The sequence below is a fragment of the Cohnella hashimotonis genome (genome assembly GCF_030014955.1).
GTDB lineage: Bacteria > Bacillota > Bacilli > Paenibacillales > Paenibacillaceae > Cohnella > Cohnella hashimotonis.
The window spans coordinates 5153358-5179996 of sequence record NZ_JAGRPV010000001.1; the positions used below are offsets into that span (position 1 = coordinate 5153358).

16 protein-coding genes are annotated in these 26639 nt (G+C 58.6%); 4 read left to right on the plus strand and 12 right to left on the minus strand.

Features of this window, described 5'->3' with window-relative positions:
- The first annotated feature begins 17 nt into the window (after window positions 1–17).
- Window positions 18–1973 carry an ABC-F family ATP-binding cassette domain-containing protein gene (locus KB449_RS20835; protein WP_282910193.1) on the plus strand — a complete coding sequence of 652 codons (1956 nt, stop codon included), beginning with the start codon at window positions 18–20 and terminating at the stop codon, window positions 1971–1973.
- Between the two features lie 86 nt (window positions 1974–2059).
- Here KB449_RS20835 and KB449_RS20840 read toward each other — a convergent pair whose 3' ends face one another.
- Window positions 2060–3073, minus strand: a complete 1014-nt coding sequence (locus KB449_RS20840) for a copper amine oxidase N-terminal domain-containing protein (RefSeq protein WP_282910194.1) — start codon at window positions 3071–3073, stop codon at window positions 2060–2062.
- Window positions 3074–3333: 260 nt separating this feature from the next.
- Between KB449_RS20840 and def the strand changes: the two genes are divergently transcribed.
- The gene (def, locus tag KB449_RS20845) at window positions 3334–3861 is read left to right on the plus strand and encodes a peptide deformylase (RefSeq protein WP_282910195.1); all 528 of its coding nucleotides are present in this window, start codon (window positions 3334–3336) and stop codon (window positions 3859–3861) included.
- Window positions 3862–3931: 70 nt separating this feature from the next.
- The gene (locus KB449_RS20850) at window positions 3932–7624 is read left to right on the plus strand and encodes an Npt1/Npt2 family nucleotide transporter (RefSeq protein WP_282910196.1); all 3693 of its coding nucleotides are present in this window, start codon (window positions 3932–3934) and stop codon (window positions 7622–7624) included.
- A gap of 427 nt (window positions 7625–8051) precedes the next feature.
- Here the strand turns inward: KB449_RS20850 and KB449_RS20855 are convergent, their stop codons facing one another.
- Genes KB449_RS20855 through KB449_RS20865 form a run of 3 tightly spaced genes read right to left on the minus strand, consistent with a single transcriptional unit; the run spans window position 8052 to window position 11154 of the window.
- A complete protein-coding gene (locus KB449_RS20855) occupies window positions 8052–9137 on the minus strand; it encodes a Gfo/Idh/MocA family protein (protein WP_282910197.1) in 1086 nt (361 codons plus the stop codon).
- Window positions 9118–10155, minus strand: coding sequence for an AraC family transcriptional regulator (locus tag KB449_RS20860; protein ID WP_282910198.1), 1038 nt, complete (start codon window positions 10153–10155; stop codon window positions 9118–9120). Before KB449_RS20860 ends, KB449_RS20855 begins: the two co-directional genes overlap by 20 nt.
- 6 nt (window positions 10156–10161) lie before the next feature.
- Window positions 10162–11154: a Gfo/Idh/MocA family protein gene (locus tag KB449_RS20865; protein ID WP_282910199.1), complete on the minus strand. Its 993-nt coding sequence runs from the start codon at window positions 11152–11154 to the stop codon at window positions 10162–10164.
- A 193-nt stretch (window positions 11155–11347) separates the two neighbouring features.
- Here KB449_RS20865 and KB449_RS20870 point away from each other — a divergent pair, with 193 nt between their 5' ends.
- Window positions 11348–12568 (plus strand): M20 family metallopeptidase, encoded by a 1221-nt coding sequence (locus tag KB449_RS20870; RefSeq protein ID WP_282910200.1) that lies wholly within the window; start codon window positions 11348–11350, stop codon window positions 12566–12568.
- Window positions 12569–12738: 170 nt separating this feature from the next.
- On the opposite strand, the gene KB449_RS20875 is transcribed toward KB449_RS20870, so the two are convergent.
- The 8 genes from KB449_RS20875 to KB449_RS20910 form a co-directional block, all read right to left on the minus strand.
- Window positions 12739–13833 carry an SGNH/GDSL hydrolase family protein gene (locus tag KB449_RS20875; RefSeq protein WP_282910201.1) on the minus strand — a complete coding sequence of 365 codons (1095 nt, stop codon included), beginning with the start codon at window positions 13831–13833 and terminating at the stop codon, window positions 12739–12741.
- Window positions 13834–13950: 117 nt separating this feature from the next.
- Entirely contained in the window at window positions 13951–15816 is a 1866-nt protein-coding gene (locus KB449_RS20880) for a carbohydrate-binding protein (RefSeq protein ID WP_282910202.1), read from the minus strand.
- Window positions 15817–15821: 5 nt separating this feature from the next.
- The gene (locus tag KB449_RS20885; protein ID WP_282910203.1) at window positions 15822–20282 is read right to left on the minus strand and encodes an S-layer homology domain-containing protein; all 4461 of its coding nucleotides are present in this window, start codon (window positions 20280–20282) and stop codon (window positions 15822–15824) included.
- A 114-nt stretch (window positions 20283–20396) separates the two neighbouring features.
- On the minus strand, window positions 20397–21596 hold the full coding sequence (locus tag KB449_RS20890) for an enolase C-terminal domain-like protein (protein WP_282910204.1): 1200 nt from the start codon (window positions 21594–21596) through the stop codon (window positions 20397–20399).
- Window positions 21597–21664: 68 nt separating this feature from the next.
- The gene (locus KB449_RS20895) at window positions 21665–22426 is read right to left on the minus strand and encodes an SDR family NAD(P)-dependent oxidoreductase (RefSeq protein ID WP_282910205.1); all 762 of its coding nucleotides are present in this window, start codon (window positions 22424–22426) and stop codon (window positions 21665–21667) included.
- A gap of 3 nt (window positions 22427–22429) precedes the next feature.
- The gene (locus KB449_RS20900) at window positions 22430–22924 is read right to left on the minus strand and encodes a GNAT family N-acetyltransferase (RefSeq protein WP_282910206.1); all 495 of its coding nucleotides are present in this window, start codon (window positions 22922–22924) and stop codon (window positions 22430–22432) included.
- A 14-nt stretch (window positions 22925–22938) separates the two neighbouring features.
- Complete coding sequence (locus tag KB449_RS20905) at window positions 22939–23910, minus strand: NAD-dependent epimerase/dehydratase family protein (RefSeq protein ID WP_282910207.1); 972 nt, start codon at window positions 23908–23910, stop codon at window positions 22939–22941.
- 28 nt (window positions 23911–23938) lie between these two features.
- Complete coding sequence (locus KB449_RS20910; RefSeq protein ID WP_282910208.1) at window positions 23939–26590, minus strand: family 78 glycoside hydrolase catalytic domain; 2652 nt, start codon at window positions 26588–26590, stop codon at window positions 23939–23941.
- Between the last annotated feature and the right edge of the window lie 49 nt (window positions 26591–26639).

Genomic DNA, 26639 nt, shown 5'->3' on the forward strand with positions numbered 1-26639 from the left:
AAAGCGAGTGGTAACCCATGGCGACGATTGTTACGGTCGAGCATTTGACTAAAAGCTACGGGGACAAGGTCCTCTTTGAAGACATCTCCTTCGGCATCGAGGAAGGCGACAAAATCGGCATCATCGGCGTAAACGGAACCGGTAAGTCCAGCCTGCTGAAGGCGGTCGCGGGCATCGAGCCTGCCGATGCCGGCCGGATCAGCGCGGCCGGACGCACGCGCATCCGCATGCTCGCGCAGGATCCGGTCTTTGCGCCCGGGGAGACGGCGCTATCGCACGTGCTCGGCGGCGATTCGCCGCAGCTCGCCGCGCTTCGCGCATACGCGGCTGCGCTCGAAGCGCTGGAGCGCGAGCCCGAGCGGGCCGGCCTGCAGGAGAAGCTGATCGCGGCCAGCCAGAAGATGGACGAGCTAGACGCCTGGACGATGGAGACCGATGCCAAGACTGCGCTGGCCAGGCTCGGCATCACGAGCTTCGATATGCCGGTAGACACAATGTCCGGCGGCCAGCGCAAGCGCGTCGCGATGGCGGCGGCGCTCCTCCAGCCGTCCGATCTGCTCATCCTGGACGAGCCGACCAACCATATCGACAACGAGTCGGTCTCCTGGCTCGAGAGCATGCTGCAGAAGCGCCGCGGCGCCCTGCTCATGGTCACGCACGACCGCTACTTCCTGGACCGGGTGAGTAATCGCATCCTGGAGCTGGACCGCGGGCGCGCCTTCTTCTATGAAGCGAACTACAGCCGCTTCCTGGAGCTGAAGCTCGAGCGCGAGGAGCGCGAGGCGGCCTCCGAGGCCAAGCGCAAAAACCTGCTGCGCAACGAGCTCGCCTGGATCCGCCGCGGCGCGCAGGCCCGCTCAACGAAGCAGAAGGCGCGCATCGACCGGTACGAGGCGCTGAAGGCCAACGCGCCCAAGGCATCGGCCGGCAAGCTCGACATTTCGATCGCCTCCTCCCGGCTCGGCCGCAAGATCGTGGAGCTTGACGATATGTCCAAGCGTTACGGCGACCGCACGCTGATCGACGGCTTCAGCTACACGGCCGTGCCGGAGGATCGCGTCGGCATCGTCGGCCGCAACGGCACCGGCAAGTCGACGCTGCTCAAGCTGATCGCCGGCCGCCTGCAGCCGGATGGCGGCTTGGTGGAGCTCGGCGACACCGTCCGGATCGGCTGGTTTTCCCAGGAGCATGAGGAAATGGACGAGAACCTGCGGGTCATCGAATATATCCGCGAAGGCGCGGAGCAGATTACGACGGCGGAGGGCGAGCAAATCTCGGCCGCGCAGATGCTGGAGCGCTTCCTGTTCCCGCCTTCGGCGCAGTGGACCCAAATCTCCAGGCTGTCCGGCGGGGAAAAGCGTCGGCTGCAGCTGCTGCGCGTACTGACCGAAGCGCCGAACGTGCTGCTGCTCGACGAGCCGACCAACGACCTGGATATCGCGACGCTGTCGGTGCTCGAGGATTATCTGGACGACTTCCCCGGCGTCGTATTCGTCGTCTCGCACGATCGCTACTTCCTCGACCGGACGGTCGATCGCATATTCGGGTTCGAAGGCGGCGGCGTTATCCGGCAGCATACCGGCAACTACTCGGATTACCAGGCGTACGCGGAAAAGCAGCTGGCGCTCGAGGCGGCGGCTCAGAACGCGGCGACGGCGAAAAAGCCGGCGACGACCGCTTCTGCGGATCCGGCTTCAGGCTCCGCTGCCGACGCGCGCGCAAGCGGCAAAGCGCTGAAAATGTCTTACAAGGACCAAAAGGACTACGAGCAGATCGACGGCTGGATCGCCGAAGCCGAGGAGCGAATGGCCGATCTGGGCAAGCAGATGGAAGACGCCGCGAGCGACTCTTACCGGCTGCAGCAGCTCACGACGGAGCTGGCCGAGCAGGAGGCGAAGCTGGACGGCCTGCTCGAGCGATGGACGGAGCTTAACGAGCTCGCGGAAGCGATCGCGGCGCAGAAGAAAAACTGAAGGCGAAATACAAGAAGGACCGGATCGATCGCGAGATTGATTCGGTCCTTCAATTTATGGAAAGAACGTTGCCGATAAAAACATCGTTACTTCAACTCGACCTTAACCGCCGTATAAGACGAAGTCCACATGCCAGTTACCCAAGCTCTGATCGTTTTCCCGACCATCCGTTCGGTGAATACGCGCTCCACTTCGCTTCCTTCTATGAGCAGCTTCGCATCCTCAAAAAGGGAGATGGTCAGCGGGTACTCCCTCGCTATGCCGCGGAACGCCCCCGACACCTGAATCGTCTTGCTGGCCGTGTCGACTTTTTCGACGACGCCTTGGATATCCGGATCGCGGGTGCAGCACTCGGCGACATCGATTTCCAATGGAAACGCCTCGCCCGCGATGCGGTATATTGCAGCCCTGACGGCGGTAAGCTCCGCATCGCCAAGCTTCCTTTCCACCTCCCCGTAGCTTCGGATTTGCAGCAGCACCCGCCGGTTTTCCACGCTTCCGCTCAGCGACATCGCGCCCAGACCGTCCATAAGCTCGGCTTGGCGCTCGAAGACGGCGTCCATCAATTGCGCGAGCCGCTTGTCGGGCCATTCCTCCGTCTCCTCTTCGACCCTCTCGTAATCCACGCGCACGGTGAAAGGAGAACCGCCCGCCGCGATGCGTGCGCCGAGAGGCAGGCTGACCGATCCGAGCGGGACATAAAGCGTGCCAGCGCTCATCGAAGCGGGCTGGCTCAACAAATATTCCTCGCCGTTAAAGACGAATTTGGAGGCGCCCGCCGTAATCGCCGCAGTATTGCCGTCTATCGTCGCGGTCGCGACATTCGTATCGTCTTCCCATTTCACCTGACCGCCAAGCGCGGAGAAAAAGGGGCGAAAGGGTACGAGCGTACGCCCTTGCCGAATCTTCGCGGGAATCTCGACGCTTGCTGCTTCGCCGACGGTCACGATCACCTTGACCGGGGTCTGCGCCGCCTTGGCAGCCACGGGTATTGCACCTGCCGTAAGCGCAGGAATGCCAGCAGCCGCCACCGCTCCCGGCATAACCGGCATCGACAGCAGCAGCGCCGCCGCAGCCATCAAGCTCGTCCAATTTCCCATTATCCTCATCCTCCTGCCGGTTCACATTATTTCTAAAGGATAAATGGAATTTTTAAACAAAACAAGATGCTGTCTTCCGTTTATATTCTCAAGAAAGACCGGACTTCCAATGCGCACGCCTCCTGCGTAAATACGATATTATTCAACACAAAACAGATAAAAAGACGCAGAAGTTGCATGCATATGATGCGTCCTACGGTTCACAAAACCACGGGCAGACGGTAAAATAAAGCTATATTTGGAAGGAGCGGAGAACTCGCATGACGATTCGAACGATACTGCCGTTCGGCGAAGAGCTGCTGCGGAAAAAGTCGAAGCCCGCCGATGGCATCACGCCGCGCATCGAAAAGCTGCTGGACGACATGGCGGAGACGCTCTATGCGACGGACGGGCGGGCCGGACTCGCGGCGCCGCAGATCGGCATTTTGCGACGGGTGATTGTCATGGATTGCGGCGACGGACTGATCGAGCTGGTGAACCCGGAGATCTTGGAGATGAAAGGCGAACAGGTCGGAGCCGAAGCGTGCCTGTCCTTTCCGGGCTATGCCGGCATCGTGAAGCGCGCGAGCGAGATTACGATCACGACGCTGAACCGGCAGGGTGAGACCGAGACGATCCGTGCCGAGGGCTTCCTGGCCCGCTGCATCCAGCACGAGATCGATCACCTCGACGGCATCCTCTTCATCGATCGCGTCCACGGCGCCACCTTGTATCATGAGGAAAACGGGGACAAAATCTCGATCCATCAAGTGAGGAAAATCGCAGGTCCGGCGCCTGCCGTTCGCTAGTCTTTTACCGAATCCTATCCCATGTCGTCCAAAGGGGAATACCCGTCTGATTGCCAACAAATTCAGTTCCATGCTCGGCCGGTTCGCCGGCCAAGGAGCGGGGAACGGCGGCGAGTACGCGAAGGTCGCGCTGCTGTTCCTCTATTTTTTCTGCACCGTAGCCGCCTCCATTATGGGCAGAACGGCCGCCGACGCGCTGTTCTTAAGCCGCTTCGACAACGCCGCATTGTCAGGCATGTATTTGCCGCAGGCTGCGACCATGATCCTCACCAGCCTTGTCTTCCAGCGATACGCCCACCGCGTCCGAATCGAACGCCTGCTCTTCGGGCTGCTCCCGGCCATCGCCGCCCTTATCCTTGTCTCCCGTATCGGCGTCGGCCTTGAGCTGGGCTGGGTTTTTCGCACGATTTACGTCGGCTACGACGTATTTAATTTTCTGATGATCGTCTGCTTCTGGCAGTTCGCCACGTCGGCGCTCGATCAGCGCAAGGCGAAAAAAATGATCGGCCTCGTCGCCAGCGGCGGCACGCTCGGCACGGTGGCGAGCGGCTTCGGCATCCGCGGCATCGTCCCGGTCATCGGCACCTCCAACCTGCTGTACGTATTCGCCGCGCTTGTCGTTGCCGGCCTCGCATTTGTGATCGCGATCTGCGCCATGCGCGCCCACGGCGTCGACAAAGTTGCGACCGCGAGCGCCTCTGCCGCCGCCTCTGCCAAGACAGCCGGCTCTACCGTCGGAAGAACGGACGGCTTGTTTAAAAACGTTCCCCATCTGAAATACATGGTCCTGCTGGCGGCTTCGGTCACGCTGTCGCTGACGCTGATCGACTATCAATTCAAGGTACTGCTCAGAGAGACGCTGCAGAACGAAGCGCTGGCAGGGTTTATGGGCAGCTTCCAAGGCATATCCGGCATCATCGGCCTGCTCGTTCAAGTCACGTTGTCCGGCTGGGTGCTCACGCGCTTCGGCGTTACGACGGCGCTGCTCGTCTTCCCCGTCACGCTCGCGGCCGCCAGTCTCGGCCTCATTTTCCTGCCGGTGCTCGCGATGTCGGTCGTCGCCAAGGGCAGCGATAAGGTGCTCGGCGATACGCTCTATTCCTCCGCTAACCAGCTGATCATGTTCCCGGTGCCGCCCGCTTGGCGCTCCAAAGCCAAAAACTTCATGGAAGGCATCGTGCGAAACGGCTCCAAAGGCCTCGCGGCGCTGCTGCTGCTCGTGCTCAGCCATTGGCTCGCGCCGTCGCAATTCAGCTACATCGTCGCGATTCTGCTCGGCATCGGGATCGTGTCCGGCCTCAAGATTAAGAAAGCCTACTTGCAGACGCTCATGTCGACCTTAAAAACGGGGCAGGACGATCCGCAGCGGACCGAGCTCGACTTCATGGACCCGGCGAGCCGCGCCCTCCTCGCGGAGGCGCTGCGTCAGCACGATAAGCAGCAGGCGCTGTATGCGCTGCGTCTGCTGAAGGACATCGAAGCGTTCGATCTTAAGCCTTATCTCCCCGGGCTGCTGGCTCATCCGCACCCGGAGGTTATAGTGGAGACGCTGGAGTATATCGAACAGCTGAGGCCTGCCGGCCTGGAAGCGCCGCTGCTCGAACTGCTCGGCGCGGACAGCGGACCTGTCCGGGCCAAGGCCATCCTGGCACTGGCGTCTTATATGGACGAAGCGCACCTGGACGCGATCGCCAGTCGGCTCGAGGACGACTCGGCGGACGTCCAGGCGGCTGCGATCGCCGCGCTGGTGAAGTATTTCGGCATCGAAGGCATGTACCGGTCGGTCAGCGTGCTTAAGCGGCTCACCGAGAGCGAGATCGAGGCCGAAAGGATGGCCGTCGCCTCCTTGTTCGGACAGATCGGCGTGCCCAGCTTCTACAAACCGCTGCTCGGCCTGCTTCGGGATCCGTCGAGCCAGGTCGCCGTTCGCGCGCTTGATTCCGCGGCGAAGCTCCGCGTGCCCGCCTGTATCCCGCCGATCGCGGATCGCCTGGCAGACGGCGGCGCGCGGCGCCACGCTATTGTGGCGCTCGCAGCCTACGACGAGTCGGTCATCGTCCCTGCGCTCCGCGCTTACCTCGGCCGGGAGGATATCGCCGTTCATCTGCCAGCCGTATTCGAGCGCATCGGCACCCAGCTGGCGAGGGACACGCTGCTCGACATCTACGAATCGGCAGGCTACGCGCTGCGCGACCGTATACTCGAATCGCTGCTGCGCATGCAAAAGGACCTGCCCGCCGTGCCGGCTGCACAGGCAGAGCGATACGCACGTCTGGAATTGGCGCTCGACGAGCAGTACGGCGAGCATGGCGCTGCCGTTGCCGGCCACGTTGCCGGCTCCGAGCTGTCGGGCAGCGTCGCCGAGATCCGCGCAGGCATCGTCCGCCGGGTCTTCCAGCTGCTCTCGCTCCTCTACGACGAGCGCGCGATGCAGGCCGTCTACGCGAATTGGACCGAGGGCGACGGCCAGCGGCAGGCCAATGCGATCGAGGTCGTCGACCAGACGGTTCAAGGTCAGCTGCGCGGGCCGCTGATCAAACTCATGTCGGCGTCCCGGGAATTGAGCGCCTCTAAGACGGCGAATGCGGCGCCGCACTGGGCATGGCTCGCTGCGCAAGGCGACGCTTGGCTCTCTCAGCTCGTCGCTTACGAACGCGCCAGGCAGGCAGGCGTCTCTGCCGACCCCGGCGCGGCGCTGCAGGTCGAGCAGGTTCGGCTGCTCAAGAAAATCAGCCTGTTCCAGGGCGTGCCGCGCGCCGAACTGGCGGCGCTTGCGGATACGCTTCAGCCGGTTACCGCGTCGGCCGGCGACGTGATTATCCGAGAGGGCGAGCCGGGCGACTGTCTGTACATGATCGAAAGCGGCAAGATCGGTGTATTCAAGGGCGTCGCGCGCGTGCACGAGCTTGGGAGCGAGGAATATTTCGGCGAGATGGCCGTGTTGACCCACGGCGCGAGGACGGCTACGATCGCTGCCGAGACAGACGTTCGGCTATGGAAGCTCGACTCCGACATCTTCTACGAGCGAATGATCGACAGGCCGAGCATGGCGGTGGAATTGATGAAGCTGCTGTCCCGTCGGATCAGGGACGCGCTCGCCGCCGCAGGAGCCGGCGCGGCTGCCGCTGTCTCTTCTGCTGCTCCTGCTCCTGCTCCTGCTCCTGCTCCTGCTCCTGCTCCTGCTCCTGCTCCTGCTCCTGCTCCTGCTCCTGCTCCTGATCAGGCCGCGGCGAACCTCGCCTCTAGCGCGGACGAGGCAGCGCGCGAAGCGGCTGCCGCCGGTACGGGACACTCAAGCGATCCGAACGCGGACGTCGCCGAGACGCCGGCTGGCAGCACGGCGCTGTCCGGCAACGCGACGCTTGTCAGACGCGTGCTGGTGCTTCAGCAAGTGCCGCTGTTTCAGCATCTGAGCATCGAAGGCTTCCTCGATCTCGCACAATTGGTGCAAGAGGAAGAATACGGACCGGGCAAGACCATCTGCAAAACGGGCGAGTACGGAGATACGCTTTACGCGGTCGTTGAAGGCTCCATCGGCGTCCGCCGGGATGGCCGCGAGATCGCGAACCTGGGGAAAGGCGAGTATTTCGGAGAAATGGCGATCATCGACAGCGGCCCCCGCTCCGCGGACTGCGTCGCCGTCAGCCGCGCTTCCCTGCTCGCGCTGCGCAAGGAACAGCTGCAGGCGTTCTGCTTCCGGGATACGCAGGTGCTTCGCGGCATGATGCGGGTGCTCTCGGAACGACTGCAAGGAATCGCATAATAAGAATAGCCGGGCGATCCGTTCGCCCGGCTTTTTTCTGTTCTATCGACTATCTGCGCCAGGGACCGATACTGTCGCCTGCATTCGGCGAGCGAGACGAGAAAACCCCTCACGAACTTGCAGCTCATATAAAAGAGCACTAAACACAAAGGGATGAAGCAGAACGATTCCTGCTTCATCCCGAGAGAGACGGAAAAACCGTTAACTCACACGCTACCCCGGCCGACACGGCCGAGATAGCGGGAAAAACCGGTTAACTCGCACGTCAACCCAGCCCACACGGCCGAGATAGCCGGAAAAACCGGCTATCTCGCACGTCAACCCAGCCCCCGCGGCCAGATAGCCGGAAAACCGGCTATCTCGCACGTCAACTCAGCTAACACCCCATCCCGGCCTACACGGCCGAGTTACACGAAAACAACCGCGATCACTCCGGCAGCTTGATCTCGACCTCGCGGCGCTGATCCGCCGAGCGCAGTACGCCGTCGATGATCGCCTGCTGGATCAGGATCTGCTCTGCAGGAATCGGCGCCGGACGACCGTCGCGCACGGCTTCGGCGAAGTCGCGGACCTTCTCGTAGAACAGGTCGAGCGAATGTCCGATCAACGGCACGGCCGTCGAGGTTTGGCCGCCGAAGTCGTCGTGATACAGCGTCATGCTGCCGATCGCGCCGTCCCAGACGCCAGACCACGGACCGGAGCCCGCAGGCGTTACCTTGAGGCCGGCATCGGTGCCGAGGAACATCGTGGCGCCCAGCGTATCCATATGCATCGCCCAGGAGATCTTGAACTGAAGCACGAGGTCGTTATCGAATCGGACCATCGCCACGCCGAAGTCCTCGACCTCGAACTTCGAAGCTTCCTTGTGATAAAGCGGGTTCGTGCCGAAGTGGTTCGACGTGAACGCGGATACCGATACCGGGCGTGGATAACCGAGCGTGTTCAGCGCCATGTCGAGCGAGTAGCAGCCGATGTCCGCCATCGCGCCGGCGCCTGCAAGCGCCTTGCTGATGAACGTGCCGCCAGGCATGCCGCGCCGGCGTCCGCCGCCCGTTTCCGCATAATACACATTGCCAAGGCGTCCGGATTGGATAATATCCTGCAGCAGCTTCATGTTCGGATCGTAGCGAGGCTGGAACCCGATCGACAGCATGCCGTCGTGGGATTTCACCGTCTGTACCATGTCCAGCGCTTCTTCAAGCGTGACCGACATCGGTTTTTCCAGCAGCACCTTCTTGCCTGCGCGCACCGCATCGACGCTCGTACGGTGGTGGGACGCGTTCGGGGTACAGATGCTGACGGCATCGAGATCGTGCGCGAGCAGCTCGGTGTGGCTGTCGTACGCGCCTGCGCCGACGAGTTCTTCCCGCTCCGCGAATTCGCGCGCCCTGCCCGGCAGCACGTCGGCAACCGCTACGATGTCTACGTACGGCAGCTTGCGGTAAGCCATGACGTGGTAACGCGCGATGCCGCCCGTTCCGATAATGCCGACTTTAATTCTTTTTTCGCTCATGATGATCTGTCTCCTCTTCCGGCGCGCCTGGCTGCCTTATGCCGTGCAAGCGGCGATAAGCCGATGGCGTCATGCCGAACTTATGTTTAAATACCGGGTATAAATAGTTTGGGTTGCCGTAGCCGTGACCGGCGGCGATCGTCTCGACGGGACTTGACGAGCTGAGCAGCTCCTCCGCGATCCGCTGCAGCCGGACATGCTCCACCCAATCGCGGAACGCAGTCCCGCCCTCGCTTCGGAAAATCCGCTGGAGCTGTCGCGGGCTGACCTGTACCCGCTCGGCGACCTCGTCAAGCGAGATCGGGCGGGCCGCGTTGTCCTCGATGTACTGCACCGCAAGACGAAAGCGATGGTCGTTCATGTCCCGCGCGGGAATGCTGCCGGCGGCTTCGGGTGCGGCATGCGCGCGGGCTGCGCGCAGCAGAATCTGTACGATGTGCTGCTTGAGCGTCGTATAAAACCCGACCGGCTGGTCCTCCCAGGCCCGGTAAGCGTCGAGAAACGCGTTCATCCCGTGATAGCGGTCGAGCGCAGGCACGGCCGGCATTGTCTGCAAAATAGCCAGGCACTCGTCCGCCTCTCTCCGCTCGAGAGAATCTCCCCACTCCGCATCCGTGCCGGCATCGTCCAGCCTCGTAATTTCGCAGTGAAGGCACAGTTCGTACATCGGCTCTTCGGGACCCGAGCGCTGCTCGTGCACGACGTCGGGACCGGTGAGATAGAACAAGCCTTCCTGCAGCGGGTAGGTCGCATCCCCGACGATCAACGTGCCCTTGCCCTTCGGAATAAAATGAAATTCATACTCCGAATGCTTGTGCGCCGCAATGACTTGACCCGGCGCGAAGCTCGTCAGATGGCAGCGCAGCACCCGAATGCCAAGACCGCCCCACCGGAAGCGAAGGTCCAGCCGGTCCAGCGCGTCCCAGCGGCGCTTCATGCGTGCGAAGGCGAACGGCGGCTCTGCAATCCTGCGCTCCGCCTGCTGCGCTTCGGTCCGGTTCGGGGTTTGGCCGCTCATCGGCGATTAGCCCTCCAGATCGGACAAGCGCACCGATTTGCCCTCGGCGGCGGCGCGATTCGCGGCTTCCATAATGCGTGTTAGGTCGAGCGCATATTCAATGTTTTCAGTCGCCTCGGTGCCCGCTTCGATATGGCCGACCCACTGCTCGAACGCGAACGGAAGACGGTCGCCTACCGGCACTTCCGTCCACACCTTTTCCGAATCCTGCGTGCTGCGTACCAAAATCTTCTCCTCCGGAAATCCGTACAGCAGCGTGCCGTCGGTACCGTGAAGCTCGATAGAAAACGGCGAGTGGCTGTTCACGAAGCCGGCTTCCGCGATGCCGACCGCACCGTCCGAATAAGCGAAGACGGCAACCGCGTTGTCCTCAACCTCGCGACCGCTTACGAAGCCGAAGGTAGCGCTTACGGACTCCGGCAGGCCGAGGAATTTGCGCACCAGATATACCGGATGGCAGCCCAGATCGATGAGCGCGCCGCCGCCGCATTGTTCCTTCGAGTAAAAATGGGCAGGCAGCCAGTTCGCGGTCGATCCGTTGTGGGACAGCCTTACCCGCGCCAGCGTCAGCTTGCCCAGCTTGCCGGAGGCGATCACTTCCAGAATCGATTGCGTATAGCCGTCATAGAGACGGGGCAGGGATACTGCCAATTTAACGCCGGCATCGCGGACGGCGGCAGCGATCTCGTTTGCTTCGGATACGGTTGTGGCTACGACTTTTTCGGTGAAAATATGCTTGCCCGCACGCGCGGCCTTCACCATGACGTCTCTGTGCATATTCGTCGGCGCGTCGACGACGACAGCGTCGATATCGTCGCGCGCGAGCAGTTCGTCCAGATTCGCAATAAAGGGAACGCCATACTTGGCGGCCTTCTCCGCGCCCCGGTCGGGCAGCTCGTCCCAGATCGCGGCGATCTCCGTATTCGGATGGCTCAGCACCTGTTTCGTATAATCCTCTGCGTGTACGTGCCAGTAGCTCAACATGCCGATTCGAATCATTTTGACTGCTCTCTCCCTTCAAATATACGACACTACCACAAGATATCACGGACCGACACCCGATTTAAATGCAATTTCGTGTCATGTGGACTATAATTATACGACATGCCCCCTCTTCATTTTAACTGAAGTCGCGATTGTGTTAAACTTCGCGGTAGACGCCTTTTATATGGAAAAGAGAGAAGGAAACAAGATGAACGAGCAGCTGTCTCACGATAAATCGCGAATTCGCGATGCCATAGACGCCTATGCCCCGAAGCTTCGCGAGCTTGCCGCCTTTATCGCGGCGCACCCCGAGCTCGGCCATGAGGAAAGACTGGCTTCGGCCCGTCTGGCGGAAGCGCTGGAGGAACTTGGCTTCGCCGTACAGCGCGGGACGCTCGGGCTCGAGACGGCGTTCATCGCAGAATACCGGTCCGACAAGCCCGGGCCGACGATCGCCTTGCTGGCCGAGTACGACGCGCTGCCGGAGATCGGGCACGCCTGCGGTCATCATTTGATATGCACGATGGCGCTCGGCGCAGCCGCGGGACTGGTGCCGCTTCTGGCGGAGACAGGCGGCATCCTACGCGTATACGGCACGCCGGCCGAGGAGACCAAAGGCGCCAAGGTGGACATGGCCGCGGCCGGTCTGTTCGAAGACGTGGACGCCGCGCTTATGGCGCACCCATACCACAGCTTCGAGCGCTCGGGCTCTTCCCTTGCGATGGACGCGCTGCAATATGAATTTTTCGGCAAGGCGGCGCATGCCGCAGCCAATCCCGAGGACGGGATCAACGCGCTGGATGCGGTCATCCAGCTTTTTAACGGCGTCGGCGCGCTGCGGCAGCAGACGCGAAGCGACGCCCGCATCCACGGTATCGTGTCGCAAGGCGGCACGGCGCCCAACGTCATCCCCGATTACGCCGCCGCCAAGTTCTACGTCCGCGCCAAGAGCCGTGCCTACACGGACGAACTCGTCCGCAAGGTGAACGCCTGCGCCGAGGCCGCCGCAATCGCCACCGGCAGCAGACTCGCCATCAGCAACTATGAATATTCGTACGACGAGCTGCGCACGAACGAAGCGCTCTCCGACGCGTTCACCGCCAACCTGATCGAGGGCGGCGTTCGGGCAGAGAAGATCGCCGCCGGACACGACAACGGGTCGCTCGATCTGGGCAACGTCTCGCTGCGCTGCCCCGCGGTCCACGGCTACGTCAAGGTCGTCGACGCCCCGTACGCGCTGCATTCGCTTGAATTCAGGGACGCCGCGCAGCTCCCGCGGGCATACGACGGCATGGTGTTCGGCGCCAAGACGCTGGCACTAACCGCCTACGACGTGCTGACCGACGCCGATTTGCTCACCCGCATTCGCGCCGAATTCGCGGCCGCGACGGCGAGCCGCAGCGCCGATCGTTTGACTGAAAAGCATTAGGAGGCGGATCAGGACTGCTCGGTCGCGTGTTAACGCACGCAAGACGTTTTTAGGAAGCGGGAAATTGTCGTATACACATAAGCAAGCGGTCGCCCCCCCTTCTACAGGGGACCGACCGCTTCTTTTATCGCGCTTTCTATAGGCAAAAAAATGAGGCATGGAGAATGGATCTATCCGATAATCCCGATCAATCCGATTCTGCAATTCGTCCCTTTGCATTCGGCCGTATTGCCGTGAACGACCTCCATCTCGAATTCGTGCGTCGTATGCGGCAGATCGTCGGCTATCGTTAGTACCCGGTACCAGCCTTCATTCGGGACCCAGTCCGGACGCGGGATATGCGTGGTCTCCCAGGGCCCGCGATCCAACCGGTAGCGGAATTCACAGGAATATTTTCCAAAATCGAGCCCGAACGACAAGCCCCGGCCCACGAACGAAAGTTGCAGCCTGGCGCCGATCGCCGAAGTCGTCAGCGCCTGATCGATCCACTCCAGGTGGGGCCAACGCCGAATGGCCCAAGGGCCTTCGGTGACGATATCGGAAAAAGGAAGACTGCTCGTCCGTTCCCAATTGCCGCGATGCATCGGCTCAGGGAGCGGTGACGCTTGGTCGGGAATAGCCGCGAGCATCGGTTCCGACAGCTCCTTCTCCAAGTAAGCGATGACGCTGCCGGCGTAGCTCAGGCTGCCGCGCTCCGTCGGATGCAGGCCATCCGGAAGCCATTCCTCCCAGCGCATCCTCCCTCTTTTGATTTCCTCCCATGCGTATTTCCCCATCCATACCGAACCGGTTTGATAGTGATCCGCGAGTTTTTCGAAATCTGCAATGGAAGCAGGCACCCCGCCCGCCATCATCTCTGGATAGAAGGACTGGCAGAAGGTATGTACAAGGACCACGTCCCTCATGGCGCCGTGCAGCAATTTGCGCATCAGCCCCTCCCGGGTTTTCAATCGCCTTTCGGCGGGCTCTTCATTGTCGTTAACGGCATAGTCGATAAAGACGATGTCGCATTGACGTTCGATCAGGTCATGCTCCGCACGGAATACGGCAAGCTCGCTGCCCGTCCCTCCGATGGCCGCATTCTCGACGAAGAGCCGAACTTGCGGATAGGTCTCCGCAAACCAGGCAATGACCGGCTCCGGCCAGTTGTTCCTCGATCTGGCATCGGTAATCGAGCCGCCGATGAAGCCGAGCGTCAGCGTGCCTGAATCGATCGCTTTGCGCAGATGTCGAAGGGGCCGTCTATGATTCCATATTTCCATCATCTTGTATCACGAACCTTTGCTTAAAAATTGAGAGCGCAATTTGAGAATAAGGCTGCACCCGGCTGTCGCGTAACAGACGGTGTGCAGCCTTATTCGTTGACATTCATTTACTTCCGTTTATTGCTGAATGAAAAACCACTGCGCGGAATACCAGGCGGTATCCGACGGAGCGCCGGCGATATCGCTCGTCGCATATCCGAGCTGATCTTCCACATTGATATAGTTATTGTTCGAAGCGCTTTTGATATATTGCGCGCTGGAGGAGGCCGAGGCGCTGCCCGTCGTCCATTGGCTCGTCATGTCCGTCGAGGCGATCGCCGTGCTTTCAACATGCGTTGCGCCGTTTTTAATGTTGATATATTCGCCGGTCGCTTTATTTTTAATCCGCTTGTTGGCGCCGACGGATTCGAAGCTCCAGAGATACGCATCCGTGGTGCCGCTGCCATAGTTTACGCGGGTGCCGCCGTCATACAAATATTCGTTCGGCTTCCAACGATTCTGGATCTTATAGTACGTAGGCGCCGCCGCAGAGGTCGTTACGGTGTATTTATCGATGTCGGCCTCCGGCGTATCCGTCGAATCTCTTTGGATTTTGATCGTATTATTCGTTCCTGCGTTCAAGGGGATGTTGATCGACGCGGTATTCGCAAAGGTCGTCCATGCCCCGGTATTGGCAAAGGATAGCTGCTGCTGCTTAACGCCGTTGACATACAGACTCAGCGTCCGAGAAGCGCCGTTGCCGTTGGAGAATCGGATGACGAGTGCCGCAGTCCCTCCCGGGCCGCCGTTTACATTGTTGATCTGTGAATAAGCGCCTACATTATCCAAATAACCGACATCCTGGCCATTGGAGGCATTGGTTTCATTGATCACTTGAGCGCCATTGCCGTAGGTTCCGTTTTCGGCTTCATAGACGTAGGTCCCCTGCGTGCCACCGGATCCGGGCGGATTGTTTGCCATCATATTCACGACCGCCGCATAGGCCGGCTTGGCGGTTCCATTAAAGCGGATGAGCCCGAAGAAGTCTTCCGGATTCATGACATCTGTGCCGTTATCTTTGAACGAGTACATCATCCATGGCCCCCCGGAGTAAGAGAAACCCTTCCAGATGTTATACGCGTCCACCATGTACTGAGCTTGCTGCGCTTCCGTCACGCCCCGCTCGCTGATGGAATTGGTCGGGTAGCCGAACTCCGTGGCCCACATTTTCTTGGCGCCGTCTCCATTGGCCGCCATCACGTCGTACAATTGCTGGGAATTCAATAACGTATTGTACAGCGTTGGGATAGTAGGGTCCGCCGGCCAAGTATAAGGATGATGACCGAGCGCATCGAAGTAGTTTTTGCCGCCGTTCGCATAGATCCCGGTTACATAGTCCAGCGGGGAATAATTGGTTCCATCCGTGGCTGCGGGAGCCAGTCCGCCCGAAATCACCCGAACCGTTTTTCCTAATTGCGTCGCGGCCTGGCGAATGCCCGTCGCCCCGGGGATCAGTATTTTTTGGGTATAGGCAGCGGGACTGATTCCCTGAATATTAGGCTCGTTCCACAGTTCCCAGTCCGTGACGCCCTTCGGAATATAGTGGAGGCCCAAATTGTACATGAAATTCTGATAGGAGGATGCGTTCGAAGGCACCGGGTCGCCCGACCAGGCGGTCACGCCAGTCGGCAGCGCGAGTATTTTGATGCCCTTGGCAATCGCGGCATCGACGACTCTGTCCGTGTCGGTAAAATCGTAGGAGCTGCTGCCTCCGGCTTGAATGAGCGCCCAGCTGAAGTCAAAACGAATATAAGCCGCGCCTGAAGCCGCTATTTGGTTGAGATAGCTGTCCAGCTCCGCGTTCGTTTTGTTCAAAATGACGTAGCCTGTAGCGAACCCGAAATTCGTATTCGTGGGCGCCGCCTTCGCGGAATCCGGTTTTAACCCGAGCAAACCTAGAAATAAGATCAGGGCCATGCTAATTAAGCCAAATCTTTTTAACATTTCAGTCACTCCCCGGCATTATTTTTCAAATACATTTGATAAATCATCTTGGCCGCTTCTTCTCTGCTCAACTCGGATTTCGGTAGCATCTTATACGAATGGCCGGATGGAACGCCCTGGATAATTCCGCGATCCAGCAGGAAGGCGATGCTCGAAGCGGCATAAGCGGATATATCGTCTTTATCCACGAATCTGCTTAAGCTGCCAGCGGAGGCTTCGGCATCAAGCGCTTCTGCCGCCGCTAACGCTCTGGCCGAGATGACGGCTACATCCTCTCGCGTGATAGGGATTTCCGGGTTGAAGGCATCTTCTCCGGTCCCTTTCACGATACCCATCTTTTTCGCTACGCCGATCGCATCGTAATAATAGCTTTCTTTTTTCACATCGCTAAAGTTCACGTCGTTATTCGCATCCAGACTCAAGCCTTTTATAACCATCATGACGAAGTCCGCTCGGGTCATCTTTTCCTTCGGTACGAAAGTTGTATCCGTCTTCCCGCTGATGATCCCTTTCGCGGCCAGCGTTTCGATCGCATGCTTCGCCCAGGAATTCGCGATGTCCGCGAATGTTTTCTGAACGTACGCAACCGCAAATGCGCTAAAGTGCGTTGTCCTGAAAACAACAGATTGCTTGGCTTCGTCATATTTACCGCTCGGAACCGGAATCGCCGTTCCATTCGCGTCGATATATACGACCGTCAGATTTTCAAGAGCCGGCAATTCTTCGGCTGCAGGCTTATAAGGAATAGATACGGTTACCGGCAGACTCCGATTGCTCCAATCGATCGGCTTCCCGTCAGCCGTGGCCCGCAGCTCGATCATCGGTTTACCTGTGACGATCGCTTTGGTCTTGTCGTCCAGGTTTTTGTCCTCTGCCGTTCCAATCGAGATTCCCACGAAGGCCGCGCTTGCTCCATCCGTTCCCTCGAACAGGTTCGCCGGGAGGGTCACCGTGCCCAGCTCGGTTACCATCTCGATCGTAAGTCCGCTGTCCAACGTCTTCAGCACGCTCTGCGGCAACTCCACTGCATACCGGGCGGCTCCTTCCACAGTCTGCAGTTGAATAGTCACCTTCTTCTTGCCGGCTTCTGTCGCGACGACGCCAGTCAACGCCCTATTCAACGCTTCCGCGCTGGTCCGAGCCATTGCGGTACCCTTCTGATCCAGAACCGGCTTCATCGTGATCTTGCCCGGTTCCGGCGATGGCGTCGCACCCGATGGCGTTGATGATGCAGGGGGCGGCGATGGTGCTGGCGCCAGCACCAAATCCCCATAATACATCGGGTCCTTGGTGAGACCGATTCCGCCCATGTATTCCATCCATCCGTCTCTTCCCTGGCCATCGTCTTCATTGATAAGGAAGGAGAAGCCGAAGCGGTCGCCCGGCTGAACGGCAGCGCCTTCGGCGAGCAATTCGTTCCACGGAATCGCAGTCTCGTAGATCGTGTGCTTCGTCGCCTCGTCTCTGACGATTCGGGTATCGGCACCGTCGAATTCACCCGGCTGCTTGCCTGCGATGGCCGTCCATCTCCAGCTCTGCACCTCATGATCGTCGGACAGCGCAAACCCGATCTCATGGTTACCCATGCTGCCGATCCCGTCCGCTCTGGCAGGGTCGAACGCCAACTGAATGCCGTCTCCGGCCCAAATGCCGTCGTCCGTGGCGGTCTGCCTTTGTACGTCGTCGGTTACGTCTACCGCAAAGTACAGCTTGCTCGCATCCCATTTCACATAAGCTTGGGCGCTCATATCATCGACTCCGCCCCAATCGGCCATTTCTTGAACCTGATCGGGCGTATTCAGGTTGATGCGCATCGCGCCGCTCCACTCGCCCGCGGATATGACGCCGTCAATCGCGGGAGCCGTCACGGCTTGTTCCGCGGCAAGGAAACTAACGGGGAACTGCTGTTCGATCGAATACCCGTCGGACAATTCAATCTTAAGCTTCACTTGGTTCAGCTTAGAATTAGGCTGATCGACCGGTATCGTCACGGTGCCCGTCTGTCCGGGCGGGATCGGCGTTATCGTTTTAACGGTCGCCCATTCCGCCGGGTTCTCGATGGTCATCGTACCGTCGATCGCCGATAAACTCGAATGGTTTTTCAGATGAATGTCCAGGCTCCATTTATTCCAATCCTGCGAGTCTACGGATTTCGGTTCAACCGTAACTTTGACAGGACCCACTACCGTAGGCTGCACTCGAATGCTTGTTAGGGTGCTCGTGCCCGACTTCACTTTGATATTCATGTTGAACGGCTTCATCTGCTCCCCATCCGGGACCATCACCCTCAATTCAATAGGGGCCGTTCCCGCTGCAAAGGTGCTGCCGCCTTGAAGCGACCAGCCGTCCGGCAGTTGCAGCTCGAAGCTTCCCGCAATATCGGCCGTGCTTGCAGACCGATTAATGATGATGGGGAACACCTCTCCGGGTATCGCTTCAGGAGCTAGATTCGCAACGCTGAACGAAGGAGATGCCGTTTCCAGTCCCGCGATATCGCCCTCGATATAAATGGGGTTATCCGATACCGCAACGCTAAGCACGCCGTCGACCGTCGTGTAATCTGCGCTGTTCCCCAGCATATCGGTTACCTTAAATGAGCCTTCTCCGACAGACAGGCCGATCGACTTCGCAGCGAATTCGTTCCAGGCTACGAGTACATCCTGATTGTCCGAATCCCGATGGAACTTGTAAAGGTTAAGCGTAGCGTCCGGCTTGGAGGAGGAGACGAAGCGAGCGCCGGCAAGCTTGTTCGCCAGGGCATTGTAAGCGACATAATTTAATTTCGCGCCGGAAGGATTGAACGAATCCGTTCTCGCGTTGATTAACCCGAAGTTATGTTCATTATAGGTGACATCCGTGCCGTCATTTTGAAAATCGTACCAAAACAGCTTCGCAATGCCTCCTGCCGACATGGACAGCACATTGGCTCTGACGGCATAAGCGCCGGATATCTCCTCGCTCACGCCTCTGTCTCCGATATGGGTAGGCCAGCCCATCTCCGTGTAATAGAGGGGCAGCACATCGCCGTATTCGGCAAGCAGGTTTTTCAGCCTTTGCGTCTTGCCGAGAAGATCCCCGGCTTCAGGGCTGACCGGATAGGAGTACGGGTGAACGGATAGGGCATCCATATATTTGGTTCCGTACTTCTCCCCGTCCGGGCCCGTCGTCTCCATCATCTTCCTTAACCAGTCGATATCGACACCGCCGAATGCGCCTCCGATGACGACATTGTCAGGGTCGACGGCTTTAAGCGCCTTATAGGCGACTTTGAGCAATTCGGCATAGTCTTCTTCCGACCGGTCGGTCGGGTTAAAGATGTTAGGTTCATTCCATACTTCAAATTCCGCAACCTTGCCCTTTAAATGCGTAGCGACAAAGGTGACGTAATTTGCGAACGCTTTTAATCCTTCCTCCGAATAGGGCATCCCTCCCTCATCGTAGAAATTATTCCCGTAAGATAAAATGATGAAAGGCTTTATCCCGTTGTCCAATGCCTCGTCTACGATCTCGTCCCATTCAGGTAAAAATCGCAGCACGCCTTTTTCCGTCTCAGCGTAAGACCACATCATTCCGTCCCGTTCGGACTCGAATCCCGCCGTCGCCATCGCGGACAAATTGCCGTCTACGCCTGTCAAATAATCGCTCAGATGGACGCCGGCGGCAAAAATATCATCGTTTCCTCTTGCCGGATTGACCGGATACACGACGCTGAATGAAACATTTTTCTCGAATAGCTCGGCGTTATTCAGCGCATCCTTACCGGTCACTCGCAGGTTGAATACGCCATGCTGCGTAATCGGCAAAGTCAGATGCTCTTTAACGATCTCTCCGTCGGCCGGCAAATGTTCATCGGACAGTTGAGCGGTATATACGGTATTTCCGGTATAGTCGGTAACCTTCAGATCGAGATTCAAGTCTTGATCCCGATCGATAAAATCCGTTAATCGAAAATTAAAATAGACGTCCTCGGTGACGGAAAAGATGTTCCCCTTCTTGGAGCTCGTCAGATCTACGCCATAAGGCTCCATATCGATCTGAAAATAATCCAGATCGGCATTGAAGACATCGTCGTTAAACGGATTGGCGTCTTCCTCCAGCTGCAATTTCACTTTATTCGCGCTTCCTTCATTGAGGGGGATTTGAACGGGAGCGGTATCCACGAATGAAGTCCATCCGCCCGTAGACGGGAAAAAGATTTGCTGCATTTTCACACCGTTCACATATAAGCCCATGATCGCCGTTTCGGCATTCCCGTTCGCATAGCGAATCACAAGCGGCGCCGTGCGATACGTTGCGCTTGTTACGCTTATTTCCGTAGAATCGCCCAGCATCGGCAGTTCGGCGATCATCCCGTTCGAGGCTTGATCCGCATGGCCTGGTCTCCCGCTTCCTCCGAAGGCGCCGTCCTCCGCTTCATACCGGATCATCGTGCTGGACGTTTCCGCGTTTACCGCTGCGGGTTTCATGAATGAACCTTGAACAACTAACGTAAAAAGCAGGGCTAAGACTAGCATTCTACTCATCATCGGCTTGATCTTCATGCAACAAGTCCTCCCTTTATACTGCTTTGACGACACTGATCATGGCCTGGCCGGACTGCCGTCCGGCAAGCGTGCGAGCGTCCATGCGGGCAAATCGTCGTTGCATGGAAATCGGGCTGCCAATGCTTCATCGATGTCGATCCCAAGACCCGGCGCCTCATGGATGTAAGCGTATCCATCCCTCACTGTCGGGCACCCCGGAAACACTTCGCGCATTCGCTCGGACAGCCCGCTCCATTCCTGGATGCCGAAATTTACCACATTCAGATCAAGATGCAAATTGGCCGCGACCCCGACCGGCGATACGTCTCCCGGTCCATGCCAGGCCGTGCGGACGCTGAAAGTCTCGCATAAAGTTGCCAGCTTTTTCGCAGGCGTAAGGCCGCCGATCGCGCTGATATGCACCCGAATGAAATCGATCATTCCGCCGGTGATCAACGGAACCCATTCGTTCGGATGTACGAACAGCTCGCCCATCGCGATCGGCGTCGCGCTCTGCGCTCGAATCATTCTGAAGCCGTCCAGCTGCTCCGGGGCCAGCGGATCTTCAAGGAAGTAGAGCCGGTAGGGCTCCAATTGCTTCGCTAGCCTTACCGCCTCGATCGGAGAGAGCCGCTCGTGAATATCATGCAGCAGTTCAATCTCGTTGCCGAGCTTCTTTCTCATGTGCTCGAACAATTTCGGGACGCTGCGCGAATAAGCATCGGGGTCAAAATAAGCGCCAGGCAGCGCCTTTTCCGGAGCGTGTACGGCATGAATGCCGCCGTATCCGCCCCATTGGCAGCGAATATGACGAATGCCTTCCTCCATGAACTTGCGAACATTTTCCTCGATCTCGCCCAGATCGCTTCCGTCCGCATGCCGATAGACCGCTGCAGCTTCCCTGCATTTGCCGCCCAGCAATTGATAGACCGGCTGGCCGCATAATTTCCCTTTGATATCCCATAACGCCATATCGATACCGGATATCGCATTGTTCAACACCGGGCCGTTGCGCCAATAAGCGCTAACCATCGAGGTTTGCCAAATATCTTCGATACGCTGGGGGTCCTTGCCGATCAAGAACGGTTTGAGATATTTTTCAACTGTCGCGGCGACGGACAGATAGCGTTGCGTAAATGTGGCGCAGCCCAACCCGTATAATCCGGGCTCCGACGTTTCTACTTTGATTACGACGAGGTTAATGCCGTCGGGGGCTGTTAGAATAACCTTTACATCTTGAATGGAAATGGCGGACATGACGCAATTCTCCTTAGGCAATCGATTGTACGACCGGTCGATTCAATTGCTATTGCAGATGCTTAATGCTATTCCGGCAGCCCGGGCAGGATTAATCCCCCGTCTACGCGGAGGTGAATCCCTGTAATATAAGCGGCCTTCTCTGAGACCAGCCATACGACGGCGTTTCCCATATCCGCTGGCAGTCCCCTCCTTCCCAGCGGGATTTTGTCGTCCAGATGGTGCTTTCTCTGATCGAAGTCGCGAACCTGTGTGGCACCCGGCGCCAGGCAATTGACGCGGATTCCGAAGGGTGCCAGATCCAGCGCGGCTGATTCGCTGGACCGTTTTAACCCGGCTTTCAAGCCTCCATAAACGGCATCGCCGGGGTATGCGCGTTCTGCCCTGGATGAAGTGACGTTAACGATATGGCCTCGTACGCCCTCTGCGATCATATGCCGGGACACCTCGCGCATCATGAGCAGCGGCGCCCGGAAGTTCAAATTCATGATCAGCTGGAGATGGTCTTCGGTCAGCTCCTGAACCGCGGCAAATTGACAAATGCCTGCGTTATTCACAAGCACACTAATCCTTCCCATCTCCCAGACGACTCGGCTTACGGTCTCCGACGCGGTGGCACTCTCGGTCAGATTTCCGGGAAAGATGCAGCATCGCCTTCCCGTCTCATCCGCGATTTGGCGCGCGGTTCCTTCCGCACCCTCCTCGTCCAGGTAGTGCGAGATGGCCAGATCGTATCCGGCCTTGGCCAGAGCTAATGCGATTCCTTTACCGATTCCGCGGCTTCCGCCCGTTACCAAAGCGTTTTTTTTAACCGGAATCCCCTCCTCCATCCATCAAAACCGCAAGATCATCAGATACTCGCCGCGCTCGTCCCGTCCGATCGTCTGAAAGCCATAGCGAGCATAGAGCGCTTGCCCGCGTACGTTTTCCTTATGGGTGGTCAGGAGTATGCCGCCTTTCCCGCTGCTTCTCGCCTCTTGGATGCTGTGTTCCAGCATGGCTTTGCCAAGTCCCTTGCCTTGGTATTCGTCCGCTACCATCAGACCGATCCATGGCACCATGCAGCCCCAATCCCAAAACCACAGCGTTGCGGCCATGCGCTCGCTCGATGTCGCCGGGGACCAATCGATTACGATAAAGCGGCGAATGCCGGACGTGTTCGATTCCTCCCTCGCGAGGCGGGACGCTTCTTCCGCGGTAAACGGATATCCGGGAAAAATCGACTTCGTCGTCTCCGATAACGCGCCGAAATACTCGAAGATCAACTCGGCGTCGTCTTGCTCCACCAGCCGGATCGCATATGTGCCCGGCAGCTTCAGATGGCTCATGTCTCACCCTCCTCCTATAAACGGAATGCGTCGGGCACATCGACCTTGCCGTGCTCGATTAACCACTCCAAAGACTCTTTCACCGCGGCAAGCGAGCTGTATCTGGGCTCATAGCCGATTAATTTCCTGGCTTTTTCGATGCTGGCATTCGGGCTGTGCGCGATATGATCCCAGATAATGCTCGCCTCTTCTTCGGATACGGCGCTTTTCATCGACGCGTACGGCACATACTTCAGATTCGCTTCCTGACCGAACCAGGAAGCGACCGCCTCCGCATATCCTCTCAGCGTCAGTGCGGCCGGCGATACGACGTGGAAGCTGTTCCCGACTGCCGAACTCCAGCACTGCGACGCTTTGATGAAGGCTTGGGCGACATCCTCGGCGTGCACGTGGTGAACGGTCTCCATGCCCAGGTTTGGAATCACGACTTCTTCCCCTCTGGCCAATCGCGAGAAAATCCGCGGGTCGAAGTGACCGGCCGGGTTCAACGGTTCCCAGCCCGGTCCGACAATATGACCGGGGTGGAGAATGGTCGCCGGGAAACCTAATCTTCTGGATTGATCCAGCAGCCAGCTTTCGATACGCGCTTTCATAATTCCGTATTCTCCGAAAGGTCTGCGAGGCTGTTCCTCCGTCGTCGGCACGGAGACGCTCGGACCGTGAACCCATAAGGTGCCGCAGCTGAGATAATGCTGGATATGGCCATGCAGCGCTTCTACAAGCTGCTTCAGTCCATCCGGATGAAAGGAAATCATATCGACGACGATGTCCGGCTTCAACGCCGCGATCGTTCGTCCGAAAGTGCCTTGGGCTTCTTCCGTCGTTCGATCCGCCGAGACGGATCTAACTTCTCTCCATGCCGGATCGGGCCAATAGGGCCGATGCTGGCCGCGGCTGACTTGAATAACCTCATGTCCGCCGCGCACGAGCTGAGGGATCATATAGGACCCGACATGTCCGCTGCCTCCGATGACGACATACCTCACGTTGATCTCTCCTCTCCCGATATATAGGTTAGTATTCGAACGAATAATGGCCGGAACCGACGAGCAGGCGAATTCCCGATTCCGCGATTTCGGATGATAAGAAGCCCTCGACCGCAGTATAGGGCTGCCCCGTTTCCGTTAAGCGGCCGGGGTCTGCGCCCGAGAGGATAATCGTCGCGGTCGTGTTCGGCGGAATGGACACCTCCAATCGCTTCCGAGCGTTTCCCGTCGTTTCCCAAGCCGAACGGATCTCGCCGTATGCGGACCAGTAGACCGCTTCCGCCGCCGATAGTCCGTCTCCTCTGTGCGGTTCGATGATGATGTGCTTGAATCCCGGAGCTGCCGGATCGGTATCGATACCGGCTACCGCGCGGTACAGCCAGTCGCCGATCGCGCCGAAGGCATAATGGTTGAAGGAGTTCATCTCCTCGCTCCAGAAGGAACCGTCGGCCTTGATGCCGTCCCAATGCTCCCAGATCGTCGTAGCGCCCTGGCCGACCGAGTACAACCAGGATGGAAACTCTTTTTGCAGCACTAATTGACAAGCGATGTCGTGATACCCGAATCGGGTCAGGACATGGCACAAGTAGGGAGTCCCGACGAATCCCGTCGTCAAGTGCATCCCGTTCTCTTTAACGTGTTCGGCGAGCATGCGGGCAGTTCTGGGGCGGTCGTTTTCCTGGAGGAGGTCGAACATTAAAGAAAGCACATAGGCGGTCTGCGTAGGGGATACGACCCGGCCGTTCGGCGATACGAATTCTTTGCGATATGCGTTGACGATTCCTTCAAGAAGATTCTTGTAGCGGACGGAATCTTCCTCATAGCCAAGAACGGCGGCCGCTTTGGCAACCAGACTTGCGGAGTGCGCGTAAAAGGCGGTAGCGATTAGATCTTTGGGCGTGGCGCCGACGACTCTGCCGCCCGGTCCGTCCAGCGCCAGCCAGTCGCCGAAGTGAAAGCCTGAATTCCACAAGCATTCGTCCTCGCCTTGGTTCCTTATATAATCGACCCAGGCCTTCATGCTCGGGTATTGCGTTTCTAAAAGACGGACATCCCCGTAGCATTGATAGATCGTCCAGGGAACAATGACCGCCGCATCTCCCCAGGCGGACGAATTATAGCCGCAGAACGGCAGATCGGGAACGACATGCGACACCCCGCCATCCGGCTGCTGGTCCGCGGCCAGATCCTTCAGCCACTTCGCGAAGAATGGAGCCACATTGAAGTTGAAGGCGCCCGTGCGGGCGAATACCTGCGCATCCCCCGTCCAGCCGAGCCGTTCGTCCCGCTGCGGGCAATCGGTAGGCACCTCCAGGAAGTTCCCCTTTTGCCCCCATACGATATTGCGCTGCAGCTGATTCACCATCTCGTCGGAGCAACGGAAGGATCCCGCCGGCTCCATGTCGGTATGAATGACGCAGGCGACGAAGCGGTCCGCCAAGCCCTCGATCGGCAAGCCTTCGACCTGAACGTAACGAAAGCCTTGGAAGCTGAAAGAAGGCTCATATTCCTCGGATTCTCCGCCCTTGCAGATGTAGCGGACGGTCTGCCTGGCGGATCGGATATTATCCACGTAGAAGTTGCCCTGCTGGTCCAGCACCTCGGCGTGCCGCAGCGTAATGACGGTTCCGGCATCCGCCTCCACGCGAAATCGCATCCAGCCGACCATATTTTGGCCCATATCCAATACGATTTCTCCGCGCGGCGTCACGAAAACCGCAACCGGCGTCCGCTTCTCGACGATTCGCACCGGTTCGCCCTCCTGCGCGATGAGGGGATCCTTTGTCAACGCTCGGACTTCTACAGACTGCCAGTCTGACGCAGGGAAATCCGCTCGATGCCACCCTTCCTGCGCCAGCCTGGCGTCGCAAGTCTCCCCATGATATAGCTCCGACATCAGCAAAGCGCCCGTACTGCCGCGCCAACCTTCGTCTGTCATGATCATTTCTTGACGACCGTCCACATAGGTCACGTGGAGCTGCATCAGAAGCGCCCGCTCCGTACCGTAAAAATGACGGCCGTCCATCCACCCGAGATCCCCGATATACCACCCATTGCCGAGCATGACGCCGATCGCGTTCGTTCCGTTTGCGAGCAGATGCGTGACGTCGTAGGTTTGATATTGCAACCGCTTACGGTAGCTCGTGTATCCCGGCGCGAACAGCGTGTCGTCCGGCGTCTTGCCGTTGACGAACAGCTTATACAGGCCGTGAGCCGTCGCATAGATCCTGGCTTGCGACACCTCGCCTTGGATGCGAAACGTCTTGCGCAAATAATCGATCTCGACATTCGGCTTGTCGGCGCGCGCAGGAGGCGCGATCCAGTCGGCAAGCCATTCTTCGCGCTTCAGTAACGCCGTCTCCCAAAATGCCCCGTCGCTCCATTCCGACTGGCAGCCCGTCCGGTCTCCGGCTTGAACGCGGTAATAATATCGCGTTCGCGACTGCAGCGGTTCCCCTTCGTATTCGACGTGGACGGAGCGGTCGCTGCGGACAAGTCCCGTGTCCCATACGAGCCGGCGGAAGCTCTCATCGACGGCTACTTGAATCCGGTACGTCTCTTGCCCGACATTCCTTCGGTCTGCGGCAAGCTTCCAGCTTAGTCTTGGCCGCAGCACGTCGATCCCGACCGGATGCTTGCGGTACTCGCATCTCAGATCATAGACAATTATGGACGGCATGCTTTTCCCTCCTCAAATGTAGCCCGCATCCGGATGTCCAAGAATCAAA